This is a genomic window from Carboxylicivirga agarovorans, assembly GCF_050589845.1.
Classification (GTDB): Bacteria; Bacteroidota; Bacteroidia; order Bacteroidales; family Marinilabiliaceae; genus Carboxylicivirga; species Carboxylicivirga agarovorans.
In genome coordinates this window covers 1-18,247 of the sequence record NZ_JBNGPA010000014.1, presented here as the reverse complement: position 1 = coordinate 18,247, position 18,247 = coordinate 1, and the positions used below count along the sequence as shown (strand labels likewise).

Sequence of the window (18,247 nt, the reverse complement as noted above, 5' to 3'; positions counted from 1 at the left end):
GACTAAAAGAAGAAATAAAAGCAGCATTTCTATTGAAAAAAAGTATTGCATAATAGAAAAGAAGACTTATCTTTGCATCGCTTTCAGAAACAGGGGTACCCAATCAAAGCGGTATTAATAAAGGAAAGCAGGCGATTTTCAAACGGAAAAAAGCTCATCAAAAAGACTGAAATGAAATTAAACTGGTCTGGTAGTTCAGCTGGTTAGAATGCCGGCCTGTCACGCCGGAGGTCGCGGGTTCGAGTCCCGTCCAGACCGCTTGTTTAGTTTCACTAGAAATAAATGAAGATAAAACTGGTCTGGTAGTTCAGCTGGTTAGAATGCCGGCCTGTCACGCCGGAGGTCGCGGGTTCGAGTCCCGTCCAGACCGCTTGTTTTAACTTCAATTTTAGGTCTGGTAGTTCAGCTGGTTAGAATGCCGGCCTGTCACGCCGGAGGTCGCGGGTTCGAGTCCCGTCCAGACCGCAAAAGCTCATCATTTCCGGTGGGCTTTTGTTGTTTTTAGATGTTGTATGGATCACAACCAATTTCTGGGTCCAGGCATAAATTTTACACAAACGATAGAGAAAGAACTTCACATCTGTCACCCCTCTAAACAGCCATCTGTCTTTATTATATTAGGTTTAGGGTGATTAACTGAAATTTCAGTTTCTCCGTTGATGAAAAATTAAATAATATTATAGCTGTATGTCAGGCTGAAAGCCTGATACATCAAAACTTGGGGCAACGCCCCAAGCACATATATACAATGACAATCCAGACTGTAGGTCTGGAACATTTATAATACGCTTATCCATAAACTATGGGACAATCATTATCATAATCAACCCAAAAGAACATCATAAGCATTTATCCTATCAAGAGGAGATTGAGATGTTTTTTAAGGAGTATAACCTGGAATACAAGCCTGAATATTATTGGCGATAGTTTCAGACTTACAGCCTGATAGTTAATCGATTAATCTCACAAGGGGCGTTGCCCCTTGTTGTGATGTTTTAGGCTTTGACTGCGTCGATTTTCAATTCAGCCTAAGAAATATCTTATATACAAGCTGGTGTATTATGCTTATAGAAAAAAGCTGATAACTTCCTTAATAAGCTCTTTAGTTTAATTCTAATTTACCACAAAATTAAACATTTCCAGATTAGACCTAACTTTTGTACGTGATCCGTTTTTAGATGTTGTATTACGTTTCTATATTAGAAAGTCTTGTGGATGGAACTTACTACAAAGGCTGCACACAAAAGACCTGTGCGATATAAAATAATACACAAAAAAAGGTGTTACCAAACGGCAACACCTTCTTTGTATTATCTGTAAAAGATACTTACTCTTTTTCTACTTTCTTCAATAGTGCTTTAACAGTAATCACCTCCAGGTAAGTAGTACCGCCGCCGATACCAAAGCTACCTCCTAAGTAGGCTACCAAATCATCCTCGATCAATACCTCTTTCTTTAATAGCTTCTTTAAAGTTTTCTTTAGAATCTCTTTCTTAGAGCTACCGTCTTCCATCAAGCGGGGAACAACACCATAAGACAATGCTAACTGGCGTCCGACATTGGCATTGTAACATAAAGCATAAACTGGACAAGTACCTCTGAATGCCGCTAAATAACGAGCTGTTTTGCCTGTTAAGCTATCTGTTAATACCGCTTTAATATTTAAGTTTTTACTGGCTCTTACAGCTGTATCTGATAAATATGCAGTAATATCATTAGTATCGTGTAAAACAGGAATATCGTAACGACTATCTTTTGAAGCTTCAACCTCTTTGGCAATTTTAGCCATTGTTTTAACCGCTTCAACGGGGTAGTTACCATAGGCAGTTTCACCACTTAACATGATAGCATCAGTACGGTAGTATATAGCGTTGGCCACATCGGTTACCTCCGCACGTGTAGGACGTGGGTTTTTGATCATTGTATGCAACATCTGAGTAGCAACAATAACCGGCTTTTTAGCCTCAACACACTTACGGATCATACGACGCTGAATACCAGGGATCTTTTCCTGTGGAATTTCAATACCCAGGTCACCACGAGCAACCATCACACCATGAACATGCTCCAGTATCTCATCCAGGTTTGCAACACCTTCTTCGTTCTCAATCTTAGCCACAATTTTCATCGGGCTTTCCATTTCATTTAAGATCTGCTGAACTTCAATAACATCTTCCTTGTTACGCACGAAAGAGTGAGCAACAAAATCAATGTTATTTTGCGCAGCAAACTTGATAAAATTACGATCCTTCTCAGTTACTGAAGGCAGGTTGATACGTACACCAGGAACGTTTACACTCTTGCGACTTCCAACAGTGCCGTCATTTAAAACCTTACAAACCAAGTGCTCCTCTTCTTTAGATGTCACTTCCATAGCAACCTCACCGTCATCGATCAAGATCTGACCTCCAACAGGCATGTCTTTTACAAAGTCAGGGTAACTAACACAAATGCACTCATTTGATGAAAAGCAATCTAAATCACCTTTTACCTTCAATACATCACCTGTCTTCAATTCGATGTCTTCCTCGCACTTTGTTGTTCTGATCTCCGGCCCTTTTGTATCAATTAAAATGGCAATTTTGTCAGAGACAGCTCTTACATTGGTTATTACTTTAAGAACACCTTCGAAATCCTGGTGAGCAGTGTTCAAACGAACAACGTTCATCCCTGATTTGTAAAGCTTCTTAAGAAAATCAACATCACAATTGCGATCCGAAATTGTAGCAACAATTTTGGTAAACTTCTTCATAATCAATTTTTCTTGGTGGTATGCAACAATTACTACTATTCTGAATAAGGTTCTTCCCCAACCTTAAGCAGAGTTTAATTAATATATTAATTGGAATTATTCTATTTCGATCTTTTTAAAGCTTCAATAGCCAAACGGTAAGAATCTAAACCAAATCCGGCAATAACACCCTGGCAAACTGCCGACAGGTATGAGTTATGCCTGAACGCTTCCCGTTTATGCACATTACTAATATGAACTTCAATAACTGGACTTTTTATGGCTGATATGGCATCGGCTATGGCCAATGATGTATGCGTATATGCACCTGCATTAATAATAATACCGTCAATATCAAATCCTACTTCATGCAATTTATCTATTATATCTCCCTCATTATTTGACTGATAGTAAGAAATTGCATCATCAGTATATTCACCAACGAGCTTGTTTAAATAATCATCAAAAGATTCACTTCCATATACTGAGGGCTCACGCTTGCCAAGCAAATTTAAATTGGGACCGTTTATTATTAACAAGTTCATCCGCTACTATTATTAATCGCTGCAAAATTACGATAGTTTGTTGGAATAAAAAAGCAACCTAAATATTTTAAATTTTATAGGGAAAATAAACATTATTTTAAATTTTTCCGTAGCTTTATTGCTTGTTATCAGTTCAATTTTTATTTTTACTGATAATGAATTAATCGGGAAACATTTTAAATTGTTAAATTATGAATTGGGAATCAGAAATTAATGAATTCAGAAGTTACCTTAAAATTGAGAAAGGATTATCTGAAAATTCTATTCATGCCTACATTACTGATCTAACAAAGCTGGTTACTTTCTTAGAAGACAAGGGAAAAAAGAAAGGACCTGAAGACGTTATTCTTGCAGACCTCAAGGAGATGATGCAATGGATTGGTGACAGGGGAATCAGCCCTCGTACACAAGCGCGTGTTATCAGTGGAATCAAATCATTCTACAAGTTCTTATTAATTGAAGAAAAGGTAGAAAAAGATCCTACCGCACTGCTTGAATCACCAAAGATCGGACGTAAACTACCTGATATTCTGTCGGTAGAAGAAATTGACACTATTATCAACTCTGTTGATCTGAAGAAATCTGAAGGACAACGCAACAAGGCAATTTTAGAAACCCTTTACAGTTGTGGACTTCGCGTTTCTGAACTTATTGAACTTAAAATCTCTAACCTATTCTTCGAATCGGGATTTATTAAAATTGAAGGAAAAGGAAACAAAGAGCGCTTAGTACCAATCAGTTCCAAAGCCATCAAAGAGATCAACCTGTACCTGAGCGAATATCGCCGTACATTAAAGATCAATAAAGAAGACGAGGACATTTTGTTCTTAAATCGCCGCGGGCATAAGCTTTCACGCGTTATGATCTTTACTATAATCAAGAATCTCACCAAGAAACTTGGATTTGAGAAAAACATCAGCCCTCACACCTTCCGTCATTCATTTGCTACTCACTTAATTGACGGAGGCGCTAACCTGAGAGCTGTGCAGGAAATGCTTGGACACGAATCTATTATTACCACTGAAATTTACACGCACCTTGATAAGGAATATTTAAAGAATACTCTTATTCAATTCCACCCAAGGTCGTAGTTAACGATAATGCACAGAAAAGGGCAACCATACAGCGGTTGCCCTTTTTTTATTTGCTATTACCTATTAAAACAATATGATTAACAAGTCGAATTAATCATTTAAATGTTCGAGGCATGCTTTACATAATCCGCTTACCTCAACCGAGATTTCATCAATCTGATGTTCGGGAATTGTGATTTCTATGCTTTGCCTGGCATGTATGCATGACACCTCGTTGCAGCGGGTACATTTAAAATGAATATGTTCGTGATTATGGCAATCCTGCGAACATTCAGGGGTACATAAAGCATAGTAGGTTTCATCTCCCGAAGTTGAAGCTTTATGTACGATACCACTATCGATCAATGCATTAATGGTTCGATAAAGCGTCACACGGTCAAAGTTCTTAAGGTTGTCCTGAATGTCTGAATATGGAACCGCCGAAGCCCTTTCTTTTAACAACTTAAGCAGCTCGACCCTAATAGGTGTTGCCTTTAGTTTCCTCTCCCGTAAATAGTCTTTAATCTTTTCCTGAGCATCCATGGCACAAAAATATATTAATTGCCTTTTTAAACTGAAAAGAAGGGCAGAAAATTACAATAACAATTCCCTTTACAATTCAATTGATAGCCTATTAACCTGTAAACAGCAGCTATCTGAAACAAGTTACAACAGGCAGCAATTCTTTAATAATACTTATAGTATAACGTTATAACAACACTGTTTTTTTTCTTATTTTTGCAGACTTATATAATCACGTCATTAGCAAATGGCTATTGATGAAAATGTAAAAACAGAAGAAAGACAATTACAATTATGGAAATTGCAAGCAAGTACAACCCGTCTGCTACCGAAGACAAGTGGTATAAGTACTGGATGGATCAAAAGTTATTTCATTCAGAACCAGATAAGCGCGAACCTTATACAATATTAATGCCGCCACCAAACGTCACTGGCGTCTTGCACATGGGTCACATGCTAAACAATACGATTCAGGATATTCTGATTCGTCGTGCGCGCATGATGGGCAAAAATGCTTGCTGGGTACCAGGTACCGATCATGCTTCTATTGCAACAGAAGCTAAAGTGGTTAACCGACTTAAAGAGCGCGGCATTGATAAAAAAGAGCTCAGCCGCGAAGAATTTTTGAAGCATGCTTACGACTGGACTGACGAATATGGTGGAATCATTCTAAAGCAATTGCAAAAAATGGGCGCCTCGGCCGATTGGGATCGCACCTATTTTACCATGGATGACGAACGCTCTGAAGGCGTTATCAAGTCGTTTGTTGAGTTATACAACAAAGGCTTAATATATCGTGGGGTACGAATGGTAAACTGGGATCCTGCTGCCTTAACTGCACTTTCTGACGAAGAGGTAATTTACAAAGAGAAACAGGGTAAGCTTTATTACTTAAGATATAAAATTGAAGGTAGCGATGAATATGTAACTATTGCTACTACCCGCCCCGAAACTATTTTGGGCGATACAGCCGTATGTGTACATCCAGACGATGAACGTTTTAAGCACCTGAAAGGTAAAAATGTTATTGTACCATTGGTCAACCGTGTTATCCCAATTATTCAGGATTCATATGTGGATATGGAGTTTGGTACGGGTTGCTTAAAAATTACACCGGCTCACGATGTTAATGACTACGAAATAGGATTGAAGCATAACCTGAAAGTTATCGATATTTTTAATGATAACGGTACCTTGAGCGAAGCTGCTGAACTATTTATTGGCGAAGATCGATTTGATGTTCGTAAAAATATTATTCCTGTGCTTGAAGAAGCAGGTAATATTGTAAAAATTGAGGATTACAATAATAAGGTGGGGTACTCGGAGCGTACACATGTTGCTATTGAGCCAAAACTATCGGCGCAATGGTATCTTAAAATGGACGAAATTTCGAAGCCGGCCCTCAATAATGTAATGAACGATACCGTTCAGTTTCATCCGCCAAAATTTAAAAATGTTTTCCGCCACTGGATGGAAAATGTTAAAGACTGGTGTGTATCGCGTCAGTTATACTGGGGCCATCAAATACCAGTGTTTTACCTTGAGGATAATTCGTATTTTGTTGCCGAAACCAAAGAAAAAGCACTGGAGCAAGCCAAAGAACAAACAGGTAATGCTAATTTAACTATAGACGATTTGCGCCAGGATGACGATGTATTAGATACCTGGGCTTCTTCATGGCTATTGCCATTTACCGGTTTTGAAAAACCAGAAGATCTGGCATACTACTATCCTACTTCCGACTTGGTTACGGGACACGACATTATCTTTTTCTGGGTAGCACGAATGATTATTGCCGGTTACGAGTTTAAAGGTGACCTTCCGTTTAAGAATGTTTATTTTACCGGAATGGTGCGTGATAAGCAACGCCGTAAAATGTCTAAATCGCTCGGTAACTCACCCGATCCATTAGATTTGATCGATAAGTATGGTGCCGATAGCGTTCGTATTGGTATGCTATTTTGCTCACCTGCCGGTGGCGATTTGTTATTCGACGAAAGCCAACCGGAACAAGGGCGTAACTTTGCCAATAAAATATGGAATGCATTCCGATTGGTTAAAGGATGGGAAATTGATAACAATATTGAGCAGCCAGAGTCTGCCAAACAAGCCATTGCCTGGTTTGATGCCAAATTAGATCAAACCATTCAGATATTAGACGATCATTTTAGTAAGTACCGTATCTCTGATGCATTGATGACCGTTTACACCGTTTTCTGGCAAGAATTCTCATCGTGGTACCTTGAGGCTATTAAGCCAGCTTACCAGCAACCTTTGGATGCTAAAACTTACGAAGCAACATGCATGTTCTTTGATAAAATGCTGCGCTTACTACATCCGTTTATGCCTTTTATTACCGAGGAACTGTGGCAGGCACTTGAGGAACGCAAAGGCGGAGAAAGCATCATGAAGGTTGATATGCCAACCGTTACCGGGGCCGATACTGCATTGTTAGAAAAATTTGAAATGCTGAAGGAAGCAGTAGGTGGTGTTCGTACCATTCGTAAAGAAAAGAACATACCAATGAAAGACGCTCTTTCTTTAAGCATTTTAGCAGGCGAAGAGTTTGCAACTGATTTCAACGCAATACTAACTAAACTTGCCAACTTAAGCGAGTTGACCATGGTGGATGAAAAAGTGGAAGGTGCCGTTTCGTTTATGGTTCGCACCAGCGAATACTTCGTTCCTATGGATGGTTTAATTGATGTTGAAGCTGAAATTGCTAAGCTGGAGAAGGACCTGGCTCACCAGGAAGGCTTTTTGAAAGGTGTGATGAAGAAGCTTGGTAACGAACGCTTTGTTGGCAGTGCGCCGGAAGCTGTTGTTGCTAAAGAACGTCAGAAAAAAGCTGATGCCGAGGCTAAAATCAAGACATTGACTGAAAGCATTGCTCGTCTTAAAAAGTAAAGAGAAGTATATTAATATATTGAAAAGGGTAGCTCATTGAGTTACCCTTTTTTAGTGTCAAATGCTAATCAATTATTGCACATTCCGCTGCAAGTAGCTATCTACACAAAAGTAATAAAAGAAAAAGCACACCTTACTTCACGCTATACACCTCTTTCTCGTAGTAGCGGCAAAATTCCTTTAACCCACATCTCCCACACTTCGGCTTGCGGGCTATACACACGTATCTGCCATGTAAAATGAGCCAGTGATGGGCAATTGGCAACAACTCTTCAGGAAAGTACTTAACGAGCTGCTTTTCGGTGTCTAAAGGCGTTTTTGAGTTGGTGGTTAGTCCGATGCGGGCTGCTACCCTGAAAACATGGGTATCTACAGCCATGGCAGGCTTTTCATATACAACCGATGCGATCACATTGGCCGTCTTCCGCCCCACCCCAGGCAGTTTTTGCAACTCTTTGATATCATCGGGTACGATGCCTTTGAAATCTTCAATGAGCATTTTGGCCATACCCACCAAATGCTTGCTTTTATTATTGGGGTAACTACAGGAACGAATTAATTCAAATATCTCTTCCGGCGTTGCCAGAGCCATGTCTTCTGGTTGGGGATACCGCTCAAAAATGGCAGGTGTCAGCAGGTTAACTCGTTTATCGGTGCACTGTGCCGATAATATAACTGCTACCAGTAGCTCATAGGGATTGGAATAATGCAACTCGGTTTCGGCAACCGGCATGTGTTCCTGGAAGTAATCTATGACTCTATTGTAGCGTTCCTTTTTAAGCATATTCAATCGATTTATAGCGGCTAAAAATAAACATTAGTTGTTAGATATTTAGCTTAGTACATTAAGAAATTGGTTTTAGTGTCAGGGGATGAAGGACGGTAGACCGAAGAAACCATAATGGCAATAGGGGGAGAAATACAGAGCTAATCAGCCGGCTTAATTATAGCAAGGCCTTAAGGTTTCGTTATGAAACCTTAAGGCCTTTTATGTATACCGTTTCTTTACTTTTATAAAAAATCTTACAAGCCAATAACTAGTATCTTAAGATGTACTCAGAATCTGATGATAACATCTCACATCCCAAGGTCGCACATCTCATATCCAAACATCCTAAAGGTTCATCAACTTCAAACCAAAGAAGATGGTACGTGGGCGTGCCGGGCCATAAATATAGTTACTGTCACGGTTTTTACCTTTATCAAAGTCGTCCTGGTAGGCGTTAAACAGGTTTTGCACACCACCAAAGAATTCGACTCCTACACCAACATAACGCCAGTCCAGCGCATAGCTTAATTTGATATTGGTTTCCAGAAACGGATCTGATTTCACCAGCTCATCATCGATCGGATTACCTGTTCCGTCATCTTCACCTGCACCAAAGTGCGGTACCATCATAGATCCGGTGTAAACACCCGATAAGGCTGCTTTAATACCCCAGACCGGATTATAGGTTAAGGTATAGTAGCCATAATGATCGGGCGTGCGCAGGTAATCTTTGGTTCCTTCAATGCTTTCCGACCAGTTTACGGCTTCATCAAACTGACTCGACTGAATGGTATAGCCTGCCTCAAGCTGCCATAGTTTGTTATAGTTGGCACGTGCTTCCATGGTAATACCTTTTACAGTTGAGTTACTGCCGTTTCGCTTCTCTAATATCACATTACCATTGGGGTCTGTACCATTTTCTTCAAGAATAAAGGCATCGTAAAGGGTTGTGTAGAATCCTTCAAGGGTCACGCCCCAGATATATCTCTCGGTTGGCTTATCGTAGTTGACGGACGCACTCCAGCTTTGTGAGCGTTCTTCTTCCAGGTCGTCGGCCAGCTGTATACGTTGAATACCTCCACCTGCAAAAGCAATGTGCATATCTGAATCGAAGGCCTGCGGTGCCCTGAATCCTGTTGACCAGCTACCACGCAGCTGCATACCATTTTGCTTGTAAAGCAATGAAACTCGCGGGCTGAATATCAGGTTATCCACCATGTTGTGCTTATCGGTTCTTACACCTGTTAAGAGGTTCCACTTTTTAGCCAGCTCCCAGTCACTTTGCACATATGCTCCAAAGTTACGTGTTGTCTGGTCAAGCAGATAGTCATAGGCTTTGATCTCATCCACCACCATGTCGTAATTGTATTCAGCGCCGAAAGTCAGGTTGTTTTTACCTCCAAAGAAATCGGGCAGCATATGGTTCAGCTGAGCCCCTCCCATATAGGTTTCGTTTTCTGTGATTCCATATGGTGGTTCCTCCAGGTGCTGCAGGTACTCGGGCGTTCCCTTATCGGGTAGAATACCGGTATAATGGTCGCGATCGGTTTTTTGCCCCGCCACATAAACAGCTAATGACGACTGGTTATCATTGAATGAGAAACTGTAATCCAATCCTCCCATCAACACATTGTGGGTACGGTCTTCACTCTGTTCGGCCAGGTAAGCCGGTAAATCTTCACGGTCGCCACCTCGACGGTACTCATACATACTTGAGAAGTTAGCCTCCAGCTTATGGTTGGGTGCCGGTAATAAAAAGGAGGTGAAGCCGAATGAGTTATTCTTTAGCTTGGGCAATTCACTAAAACCATCGCCGTTATGGTCATATGACTCACGGTTACGATTGGTAGCAAACAATGTTAGCCCGGCATTTTTTCTGTCGGTTAAAATACCTGCGTTGGCCATCACCTGACTGTCGCTGGCATCGCCATTAATAACCGATTGTGTTGTTGAGGCCGAGAACGAACTCGACTCTGGCACTTTGGTGATCACGTTTACGGTACCACCAACGGCTCCTGCCCCATATAAGGCCGAACCACCACCACGTACTACTTCAATGCGCTCAATCATATTGGTTGGTATCTGCTCCAGTCCGTATAAGCCTGTTAAAGGGCTGAATACAGGTCGACTATTAATCAATATCTGTGAATAAGCACCACCCAGTCCGTTCATACGCAACTGTGTGTAGTTACATGTCTGGCAATCCGTTTCCATGCGCAGGCCCGGCTGAAATGCCAATCCTTCAGATAAGGTACCGGCCTGCAGCATTTCAAGCTTCTTGCCTTCCATGACGTTGACCACTACGGCCGATTCTGTTTTGCGCTTAAAGGTTTTGGTACCGGTAATAACAATATCATCCAATGACATCACCTGCTCTTCCATCACAAAATTGATCTCCTGCGACTGGCCTTTGACGATAGTAACCTTTTTTTCAACGGGCTTGTATCCCATTAAGCTGGCAACTAAAATATGCTCGCCCTCAGGCAGGTTCGTTAACATGTAGTGACCCGATAAATCGGTCATTGTACCATGCTGCGTTTCTTTTAAATAGACACTTACAAAAGGTAAATGCTCTCCTTCGGCCTGCACATCACCAAAGATGTTGGCATCCGATTTTTGAGCCAAAGAGAAGGGGGTTGATAAAATGGTTAAGATTAACAGGTTTAAAATGTACTTCATTATAGTTGTTTTCTAGTTTACATTTTGAGTTTATCCATTAGAAACATTGTAATGAAGGAAAGGTTTAATGAGTGATAAGAATCAGGTGAGTTTATCTAGCTCATTAGATAGTTAGGTCGGTAGGTTGGCAGGTCAATAGCTCGATAGATTATTGGGTTGGTTGAAGGTTTAGTAGTTTAAAAGTTGAAGAGTTTAATGAAACCATCTTATAAACTTGTCAACTCGACAGTTAAGCAATTCGACGGTTCGACAGTTAAAAAGTTTTAAACTTCGCTAAAACATCCACCTCATTCCAAGAGGCTGTCCAAATTTTAAGATTCACGCTAAGGCCGCTAAGAATTACGCCAAGACAACAAAGAATATGATGTTATTTTTCAACACTTTGCGCGCTTTGCGTTTTTTTTTCATTTGCGTTCTTTGCGAGCAATATCCTTCATTTTGGACATCCTCAGTTGAGCAAACTGGCAATGCATATCACTTTATACATGATGAGCTGTTCGATCGTTCACACATCCTCTCCTTGAGGAGAGGAACGAGGTGAGGTGAGAATAATATTAGATGATTAGGTCAATAGATTATTGGGTTGGTTGAAGGTTTAGTAGTTTACAAGTTGAATAGTTTAGAGGTTGAATAGTTTAATGAAACCATCTTATAAACTTGTCAACTCAACAACTCTTTCAACAATTCGACAGTTAAGCAATTTGACGGTTCGACAGTTTAAAAGTTGAATAGTTTAACGAAACCATCTCATAAACTCTTAAACTCTTAAACTCTTATACTTGTCAACTCTTCAACTCTTTCAACAACTCGACAGTTAAGCAATTCGACGGTTCGACAGCTCAATGGTTTTACAAAATAACCTATCACCCCATAACTAAACATCTACAAAAACAGCAACAAACTAACCGCCATTACCGCCATGCCGGCAAACAGGCCGTAGATGGACAAGTGATGCTCCCCATACTCGCGGGCGGAGGGTAATAGTTCATCGAGGCTGATGAAGACCATGATACCCGCTACTCCGGCAAAGATAATTCCGAAGGTGAGTGGTGTCATAAAAGGCATCAGTATCAGGTAGCCGATTAATGCGCCAATGGGTTCAGACAGACCGGATAAGAAACTGAGTCGAAAAGCTTTGCGCCGGCTGCCTGTGGCATAATAAATAGGCACAGATACAGCAATACCCTCCGGTATATTGTGGATGGCGATGGCTACAGCAATGGCAATACCCAGGTTAGGATCCTGCAAAGCGGCTGTAAAGGTGGCCAGTCCTTCAGGGAAGTTATGGATACCAATGGCCAGTGCTGTAAATAAGCCCATGCGCATCAGCTTTTTATCCTTGGCCTTGGGTTGATTACCCATTTCTTCTACAGAATGCAATTCGTGCGGGTTCTCTGCCGATGGAATAAATTTATCGATCAGGGCAATAAACAGTACACCACCAAAAAAGGCCAGTACCGTGTACCAGGTGCCGGGCATCTCTCCATAAGCCTCCACCATGGTGTCTTTGGCTTTCATAAATATCTCGACAAAGGACACATAAATCATTACCCCGGCTGAAAAGCCCAATGACAAAGCTAAAAAACGAGTATTGGTACGTTTGGCAAAAAAGGCCATGGCACTGCCAATTCCGGTACTTAATCCAGCAAAAAGCGTTAGGCCAAAGGCAAATAGTATGTTATTAAATTCCATAATAATCTTCAAAAACAGTTGATCGGTGTTTGCTATTTGAAGCAAATGACAGGGCGAAGTTAACAGTATTTTACAAAAGCCCGCAAAAGGTAGATGAATGCTCTGGAATTTAACACCAAAATATTCGAAGTCTAAAACAACTCATAATATTTTTTCCTACATTGCATTTTTAATTTTTTAACCTGAATCAATATGGAGAAGTACGTTCCTTATGTGAACCTGGAGACCGTTAAAGGCAAAAACGGTAAAATCGAAAAATTTATTGTACGCACAGTATCTTACCTCCCTAAAGACAGTACAGTAACAAAAACCGGTGAAGGAGAAGTAGCCGACAATGTATATTACCGTCCGTTAACCATTACTTACAATGGTACATCTGACGAATTTGACTATTTTGGTGTAGACTTTACAGTTGAGCGCAAAGATGTTGGCTTATTGGAGAGAGGTGTAAGAGTAATGGTGAAGAGTGCTGTTGTTGAAGCAAGAGCTATGGCAACTGATAGTAGTGAAATGAAAGATACTGAAGGAGACCCTGGAGTGGTGATTGAATATGAAGATGAAGATTTACCATAACAGTCGAAATGATTAGAAATATATATATATTCTTTATTAACATTATTCTAATAAACCAATTAAGGAATAAGTTTCTAATTATAATCTTACTGGGTGTTTGTTCTAATATGATAGGTACAAATGCTCAGTATGATAAATGGAGTCTTAAACTAAACGAATCATTAAGAGAAAAAAGTTTAGAAGATTATCTTTTTGTTCTCGACAGTATTATTGATAATTCAAATCTAGATATTGAGAAAGGAGTAGCGCTTATTTTTAAGTCAAAAAAATTAATTCAAATAAACAAGTTCTATGATGCAGAAATCTTATTAGACAAGGCTATTATTATCTTCACTAATCTCAATAATTATAAGGGCATTGGGAATTCCTATTTTTATAAAGGAGCGTTATCTAAAAAACAAGATGATACATTTGCAATCTCTACAAATTATAATTTTGCGATTGACAATTTTAAGATGTGTGAATATTTTGATGGTATAATCGTGTGTTATTTAAATACAGGTAACTTTTTTGCTCAGCGAAAAAACTTTGTTTTAGCAAAGAAACAATTCGAGTTAGCTGAGATGCAGTTTAATTCAACAGGTAATACACGAATAAAAACATCTGTACTGCTTAGCAAAGCAGCATTGTTTGCAGATGAGAATTTATATGTTGAGTCAGTCGAAATATATGATTTAATTGAAAGGAAGTATTATAAGGACTTATCATTATCAAAGAAAGCTAAATTTCATAATAATAAAGGTGCGATATTCATTAAACTAGATAAGTTTAATAAAGCACAGATTGAATTTGAAAAATCGTTAAGATTTAAGAAAAGAATTAATGATACAAACGGTGTTAATAGCACTCTTCAAAATCTTTTCAATTTGGCACTTAAAAAAAGTGATATTGAAAAATCAAAGATTTTTTTTGACGAACTAGAAAAAAATAATAAAGAAAGTAAACTAAATACAAACATTAGGGTAAGCTTCCTCTATTCAAAGATAGACTATTATCTATTGCTAAATAAGATTGAAAAGGCAAGAGAAGCTATTAATGATTTAATCAATTCTAAAGACTCTGTCTCCAACGCCGCCTTCTCCGACAAACTTATCGAAATGCAAAAGAGCTTCGAGCTCAAAGAAAAGGATCGTGAGATTGCCCTACTCGAAAAAGAAGATGCTTTAAACCAGGCCCGCCTAAAAACAAAAAACATCCTTATTGTCATCACCATTGGTTTCCTGGTGGTTTTATTAATTGTTGGTTATTTAATCAATCGTCAGCGTAAAGAATTGGTGCAGTCGCGTCGCCGCCTGTTGCGCCAAAAAGAAGATATTACAGGTATGAATGAGCAGTTGCGCGTTTCTAACCTGTCTAAAGATCGTATACTATCCGTTATTGGTCATGACCTGCGTGGTCCGGTTGGCGGCCTGAAAGAATTAATTGAGCTCTATATGGAGCTGCCCGAATACGAGCCCAACGATATTAAAAACCTGTTAAAAGCTGCCCGCGAAGCATCGACCAGCACCTATCACCTGCTTGAAAACCTGCTGAGCTGGGCCAACTCGCAACGTGGCGAACTGGTATATAACCCGGTTTCAGCACCTGTATTGCCACTTATTAAACAGACCGTTCAGTTACTGGATACATCCATTAATACACGTCACATTCAATTTGAGTTTGACATACCCGAATCAATGGTGGTGCAGGTAGACTTAAACATGTTGCGCACCATTATTCGCAACCTGGTATCCAATGCCTTAAAATACTCTCCACACGAAAGCGTGATTACCATTTCGGCCATTGAGGAAGGACAAAACGTTCGTTTTTGCGTGATTGACCAGGGTGAAGGCATGACAGCCGAAGAAACAGAGCGCATCTTTAAAAAGAAAGAAACCTACTTTATTGGAAGTGAAATGACCGCCAAAGGCACCGGACTAGGCCTTATTCTTTGTAAAGAATTTGTGGAGCGCCATGGTGGCACCATCTGGATTGACTCAGAAAAAGGTCGAGGTACAAATGTATGTTTTAGAATTCCGGTAAAGAGCTATAAAACGGTATCGGTAAGCAGTATCAAGGAGGTAGCTGCTCAATAACACATTCTTACTGTTAAAAAAAAATAGTATTTTACGTGACCTAATGTACTTCTATTTTTTAGGAGTAGTTATCTAGTTGACATGCCTTTAAAACATTACTTGTATACTATTTTACTCTGTCTGCTTACCTATCCTGCTTTTGCACAAGAGCAAGATTCACTGACAAACATGTATTTAAGTGCAAAAGATGAGGCCATCCGCTTTATTAAGAATCAGGATCAGTCGGCATCATTTGAAATGCTACTTGCCAGTGAAGCCGATAAAGTAGCTAACCTGACGCCTATTGAACAGGCAACTTTCCATATCCAGTTTGCCAAGAAACATCTGAAAGCAGGCATTGAAGTTGACTCATTGCTTCTTGTGTCAGTACAAATGATGCGTGAATCAAACTGCCTTCGTGGTTTGGGTGAAGCCATGTTCTTTATTGGTGCAAGGGCAATTGATGACAATAAATCAGAAGTGTTGCACAATGCTTTTAATGAAGCAGCTCTTTGTTTTGAAAAGACAGATTATGAACTGGGCGTTGTTTATGCATTATCACGCATGGCTAACTATTATTCCAAATCGGATAATTTTGAACTGGCCGAAAAGTACAATCAGCAGTTACTGGGTATAGTAAAGAATACCGACGATCGCAATTTAAAAGAAATGGTGTATTTGAACGTAGCTAATTTTTACACCGAACAGGCAGAGACCGAGCAAGCCCTCAAGTATTATAAACTGCTTGAAGCGAGCCTTAAAATAAGTAATAACAAGCGAAGACTTAAACCACTCTATAATAACCTGGGGGTTATTTATATTTATAAGCACGACTGGCCCAATGCCAAAGAGTACATTAATAAGTCGCTGACCATCAAAAGGCAGGAAAACGATTCACTGGGAATGTTTGCCAGTTATCAAAACCTGTTTAGAATAAGCATCAAAACCAAGCAACTGCAAGATGCTGAATATTATCATACTCTGCTGAACGAATGGCTTGGCAAATTAAAAGTACCCAATGAGCAGGTACTGTCATTTAAATTCAACACCACCGATTATTACATATTGCGCGGTGAACCAGACAAAGCTCAAAGAGCCTTTTATGACTTTTCGTCAGATAAAGACTCCATTAGCAATGCCGTATTTTCAGACCAACTGATTGATATAGAGGAAGCATTTGAGATTGAACGACGCGATCAGAAGATTAAACTGCTGGAACAGGAAGATGAATTACAACAAGCACAATTGAAAAGTTTAAAGATTACCATTGTTTTCATCATTGCATTTATTGTAGTTTTATTGGTTAACGGTTTCTATATGAAGCGACAGTGGATTAAGTTACTAAGGGCTGATGAGCAACTAAAAGTGAAGCAAAGCGAAATACTATCTGTTAACAAGCGCCTTGAGCAATCGAATAAGTCAAAGGAGCGCATTTTGTCGGTGATAGGTCATGATTTGAGAGGCCCCGTTGGTGGTTTAAAAGAACTGGTGGAACTATATATGGAGTTACCGGAACTGGAACCCAATGACATTGATAACCTGCTGAAAACAGCACGTGAGTCATCATCAAGCGCCTATTATCTATTGGAGAATCTATTAACCTGGGCCAATTCACAGCGGGGCGAAATCTCATTTAAACCGCAAACTACACCTATTTATCCTGTTATTAAAAAAAGTGTTGAGCTGCTCGATCAATCCATTAACAATAAGAACATCCGCTTTAACATTGATATGGAAACCAGCCTGAGCTTAAAGGTTGACATTAATATGTTTCGGGCAATTATTCGCAACCTGGTATCCAATGCGATCAAATACTCTCCTGAGAATGGTGAGGTGAAAATTCATGCAGAATGGCAGCAAAAACACGTGTGCATAAGCATTAATGACCAGGGAAAAGGGATAGCAGCTGAACAGGTTGAACAGATATTTGATAAGAAAGAAACATATTACATTGGTTCTGATGTATCCAAAAAAGGATCAGGATTGGGTCTGATTCTCTGTAAAGAGTTTGTCGATTATCATGGTGGAAAGATATGGGTGGAATCCATTGAGAATAGTGGCACAAAGGTTAGTTTTATCATCCCAACTTCCAATAAGAGAATTAACACAAACATCAGCTTAAAACAAGAATTTGCTCAATAGCTCTAAAAAAAAGAGGCAGTCCGGAATCTAAGCTTGGTCGTATTGAAACACGAGTAAACAGATAATAATGAGGGCTGCGTTAATTTTAAGCGCCGATTGCAAACCGGCGCTAGCGGTACACCACAACTATTTATTCGTCACATTCGGGGTCCTGGCCTTAAATTACCACGACTTGGTATACAGGCATACCATGACTTGGTATGTATGCTTACCACGACTTGGTATGCAGGCTTACCACGCTGCCGCGCAACTCCTGTCGCGTGGTAATTTAAATAATCTCTATCCTACTAAAATGAACTTGCCTGCTTAAGTTTAAACACTCCGTTGCATAAGGCTGAGAAATGAGCATAAACAATGACGATTGCCCTTATTTTCATTTGTAACTATCGGTCATTTACTATGCCTGTGCATGGAACAGAAGTGCATGAATGAGCAATTGTGTTCGAAAAGAAGTTTTATAAACGTATAGATCTATGCATCATGTAAATCAGCTCTCCTCCTTACAAAAAGGCTGTATGTTTGTAATAAGAAACACATAAGCCTCTATTGTGTCGTAAATT

General features: G+C 39.7%; 11 protein-coding genes and 3 tRNA genes. 8 read left to right on the top strand and 6 right to left on the bottom strand.

What is annotated here, in order from left to right; all coding sequences use genetic code 11:
* The first annotated feature begins 184 nt into the window (after nucleotides 1-184).
* From ACRD69_RS14695 to ACRD69_RS14685, 3 genes are all read left to right on the top strand, one after another.
* Nucleotides 185-258: transfer RNA gene (locus ACRD69_RS14695), tRNA-Asp, on the top strand.
* A 38-nt stretch (nucleotides 259-296) separates the two neighbouring features.
* A tRNA-Asp gene (locus tag ACRD69_RS14690) sits at nucleotides 297-370 on the top strand.
* A gap of 21 nt (nucleotides 371-391) precedes the next feature.
* Nucleotides 392-465, top strand: a tRNA-Asp gene (locus tag ACRD69_RS14685).
* A gap of 862 nt (nucleotides 466-1,327) precedes the next feature.
* On the opposite strand, the gene pyk is transcribed toward ACRD69_RS14685, so the two are convergent.
* Both pyk and aroQ read right to left on the bottom strand, forming a co-directional pair.
* Nucleotides 1,328-2,752, bottom strand: a complete 1,425-nt coding sequence (gene pyk, locus ACRD69_RS14680) for a pyruvate kinase (RefSeq protein WP_430815860.1) — start codon at nucleotides 2,750-2,752, stop codon at nucleotides 1,328-1,330.
* Between the two features lie 101 nt (nucleotides 2,753-2,853).
* Nucleotides 2,854-3,276 carry a type II 3-dehydroquinate dehydratase gene (gene aroQ / locus ACRD69_RS14675; RefSeq protein WP_430815859.1) on the bottom strand — a complete coding sequence of 141 codons (423 nt, stop codon included), beginning with the start codon at nucleotides 3,274-3,276 and terminating at the stop codon, nucleotides 2,854-2,856.
* 191 nt (nucleotides 3,277-3,467) lie between these two features.
* On the opposite strand from aroQ, the gene xerD reads away from it, so the two are divergent.
* On the top strand, nucleotides 3,468-4,367 hold the full coding sequence (gene xerD, locus ACRD69_RS14670; protein WP_430815858.1) for a site-specific tyrosine recombinase XerD: 900 nt from the start codon (nucleotides 3,468-3,470) through the stop codon (nucleotides 4,365-4,367).
* 93 nt (nucleotides 4,368-4,460) lie between these two features.
* Here the strand turns inward: xerD and ACRD69_RS14665 are convergent, their stop codons facing one another.
* On the bottom strand, nucleotides 4,461-4,892 hold the full coding sequence (locus ACRD69_RS14665; RefSeq protein WP_430815857.1) for a Fur family transcriptional regulator: 432 nt from the start codon (nucleotides 4,890-4,892) through the stop codon (nucleotides 4,461-4,463).
* A gap of 273 nt (nucleotides 4,893-5,165) precedes the next feature.
* Between ACRD69_RS14665 and ACRD69_RS14660 the strand changes: the two genes are divergently transcribed.
* Nucleotides 5,166-7,778 (top strand): valine--tRNA ligase, encoded by a 2,613-nt coding sequence (locus ACRD69_RS14660; protein ID WP_430815856.1) that lies wholly within the window; start codon nucleotides 5,166-5,168, stop codon nucleotides 7,776-7,778.
* Between the two features lie 133 nt (nucleotides 7,779-7,911).
* Here ACRD69_RS14660 and nth read toward each other — a convergent pair whose 3' ends face one another.
* The 3 genes from nth to zupT all read right to left on the bottom strand — a co-directional run bounded on the left by nth (nucleotide 7,912) and on the right by zupT (nucleotide 12,918).
* Entirely contained in the window at nucleotides 7,912-8,562 is a 651-nt protein-coding gene (gene nth / locus ACRD69_RS14655) for an endonuclease III (RefSeq protein ID WP_430815855.1), read from the bottom strand.
* Nucleotides 8,563-8,892: 330 nt separating this feature from the next.
* A complete protein-coding gene (locus tag ACRD69_RS14650) occupies nucleotides 8,893-11,226 on the bottom strand; it encodes a TonB-dependent receptor (RefSeq protein WP_430815854.1) in 2,334 nt (777 codons plus the stop codon).
* A gap of 882 nt (nucleotides 11,227-12,108) precedes the next feature.
* Nucleotides 12,109-12,918, bottom strand: coding sequence for a zinc transporter ZupT (gene zupT, locus ACRD69_RS14640; protein WP_430815852.1), 810 nt, complete (start codon nucleotides 12,916-12,918; stop codon nucleotides 12,109-12,111).
* A gap of 192 nt (nucleotides 12,919-13,110) precedes the next feature.
* Between zupT and ACRD69_RS14635 the strand changes: the two genes are divergently transcribed.
* From ACRD69_RS14635 to ACRD69_RS14625, 3 genes are all read left to right on the top strand, one after another.
* Nucleotides 13,111-13,491 carry a hypothetical protein gene (locus tag ACRD69_RS14635; RefSeq protein ID WP_430815851.1) on the top strand — a complete coding sequence of 127 codons (381 nt, stop codon included), beginning with the start codon at nucleotides 13,111-13,113 and terminating at the stop codon, nucleotides 13,489-13,491.
* Nucleotides 13,492-13,499: 8 nt separating this feature from the next.
* The gene (locus ACRD69_RS14630; RefSeq protein WP_430815850.1) at nucleotides 13,500-15,566 is read left to right on the top strand and encodes a sensor histidine kinase; all 2,067 of its coding nucleotides are present in this window, start codon (nucleotides 13,500-13,502) and stop codon (nucleotides 15,564-15,566) included.
* Between the two features lie 81 nt (nucleotides 15,567-15,647).
* Nucleotides 15,648-17,687 (top strand): tetratricopeptide repeat-containing sensor histidine kinase, encoded by a 2,040-nt coding sequence (locus ACRD69_RS14625; protein ID WP_430815849.1) that lies wholly within the window; start codon nucleotides 15,648-15,650, stop codon nucleotides 17,685-17,687.
* The last annotated feature ends 560 nt before the right edge of the window (nucleotides 17,688-18,247 follow it).

Coding starts and splice junctions, on each gene's coding strand:
- ACRD69_RS14635 (WP_430815851.1), top strand. CDS start 13,111: ATGGAGAAGTACGTTCCTTATGTGAACCTGGAGACCGTTAAAGGCAAA.
- ACRD69_RS14660 (WP_430815856.1), top strand. CDS start 5,166: ATGGAAATTGCAAGCAAGTACAACCCGTCTGCTACCGAAGACAAGTGG.
- ACRD69_RS14665 (WP_430815857.1), bottom strand. CDS start 4,892: ATGGATGCTCAGGAAAAGATTAAAGACTATTTACGGGAGAGGAAACTA.
- xerD (WP_430815858.1), top strand. CDS start 3,468: ATGAATTGGGAATCAGAAATTAATGAATTCAGAAGTTACCTTAAAATT.
- zupT (WP_430815852.1), bottom strand. CDS start 12,918: ATGGAATTTAATAACATACTATTTGCCTTTGGCCTAACGCTTTTTGCT.
- ACRD69_RS14625 (WP_430815849.1), top strand. CDS start 15,648: ATGCCTTTAAAACATTACTTGTATACTATTTTACTCTGTCTGCTTACC.
- ACRD69_RS14650 (WP_430815854.1), bottom strand. CDS start 11,226: ATGAAGTACATTTTAAACCTGTTAATCTTAACCATTTTATCAACCCCC.
- pyk (WP_430815860.1), bottom strand. CDS start 2,752: ATGAAGAAGTTTACCAAAATTGTTGCTACAATTTCGGATCGCAATTGT.
- aroQ (WP_430815859.1), bottom strand. CDS start 3,276: ATGAACTTGTTAATAATAAACGGTCCCAATTTAAATTTGCTTGGCAAG.
- nth (WP_430815855.1), bottom strand. CDS start 8,562: ATGCTTAAAAAGGAACGCTACAATAGAGTCATAGATTACTTCCAGGAA.
- ACRD69_RS14630 (WP_430815850.1), top strand. CDS start 13,500: ATGATTAGAAATATATATATATTCTTTATTAACATTATTCTAATAAAC.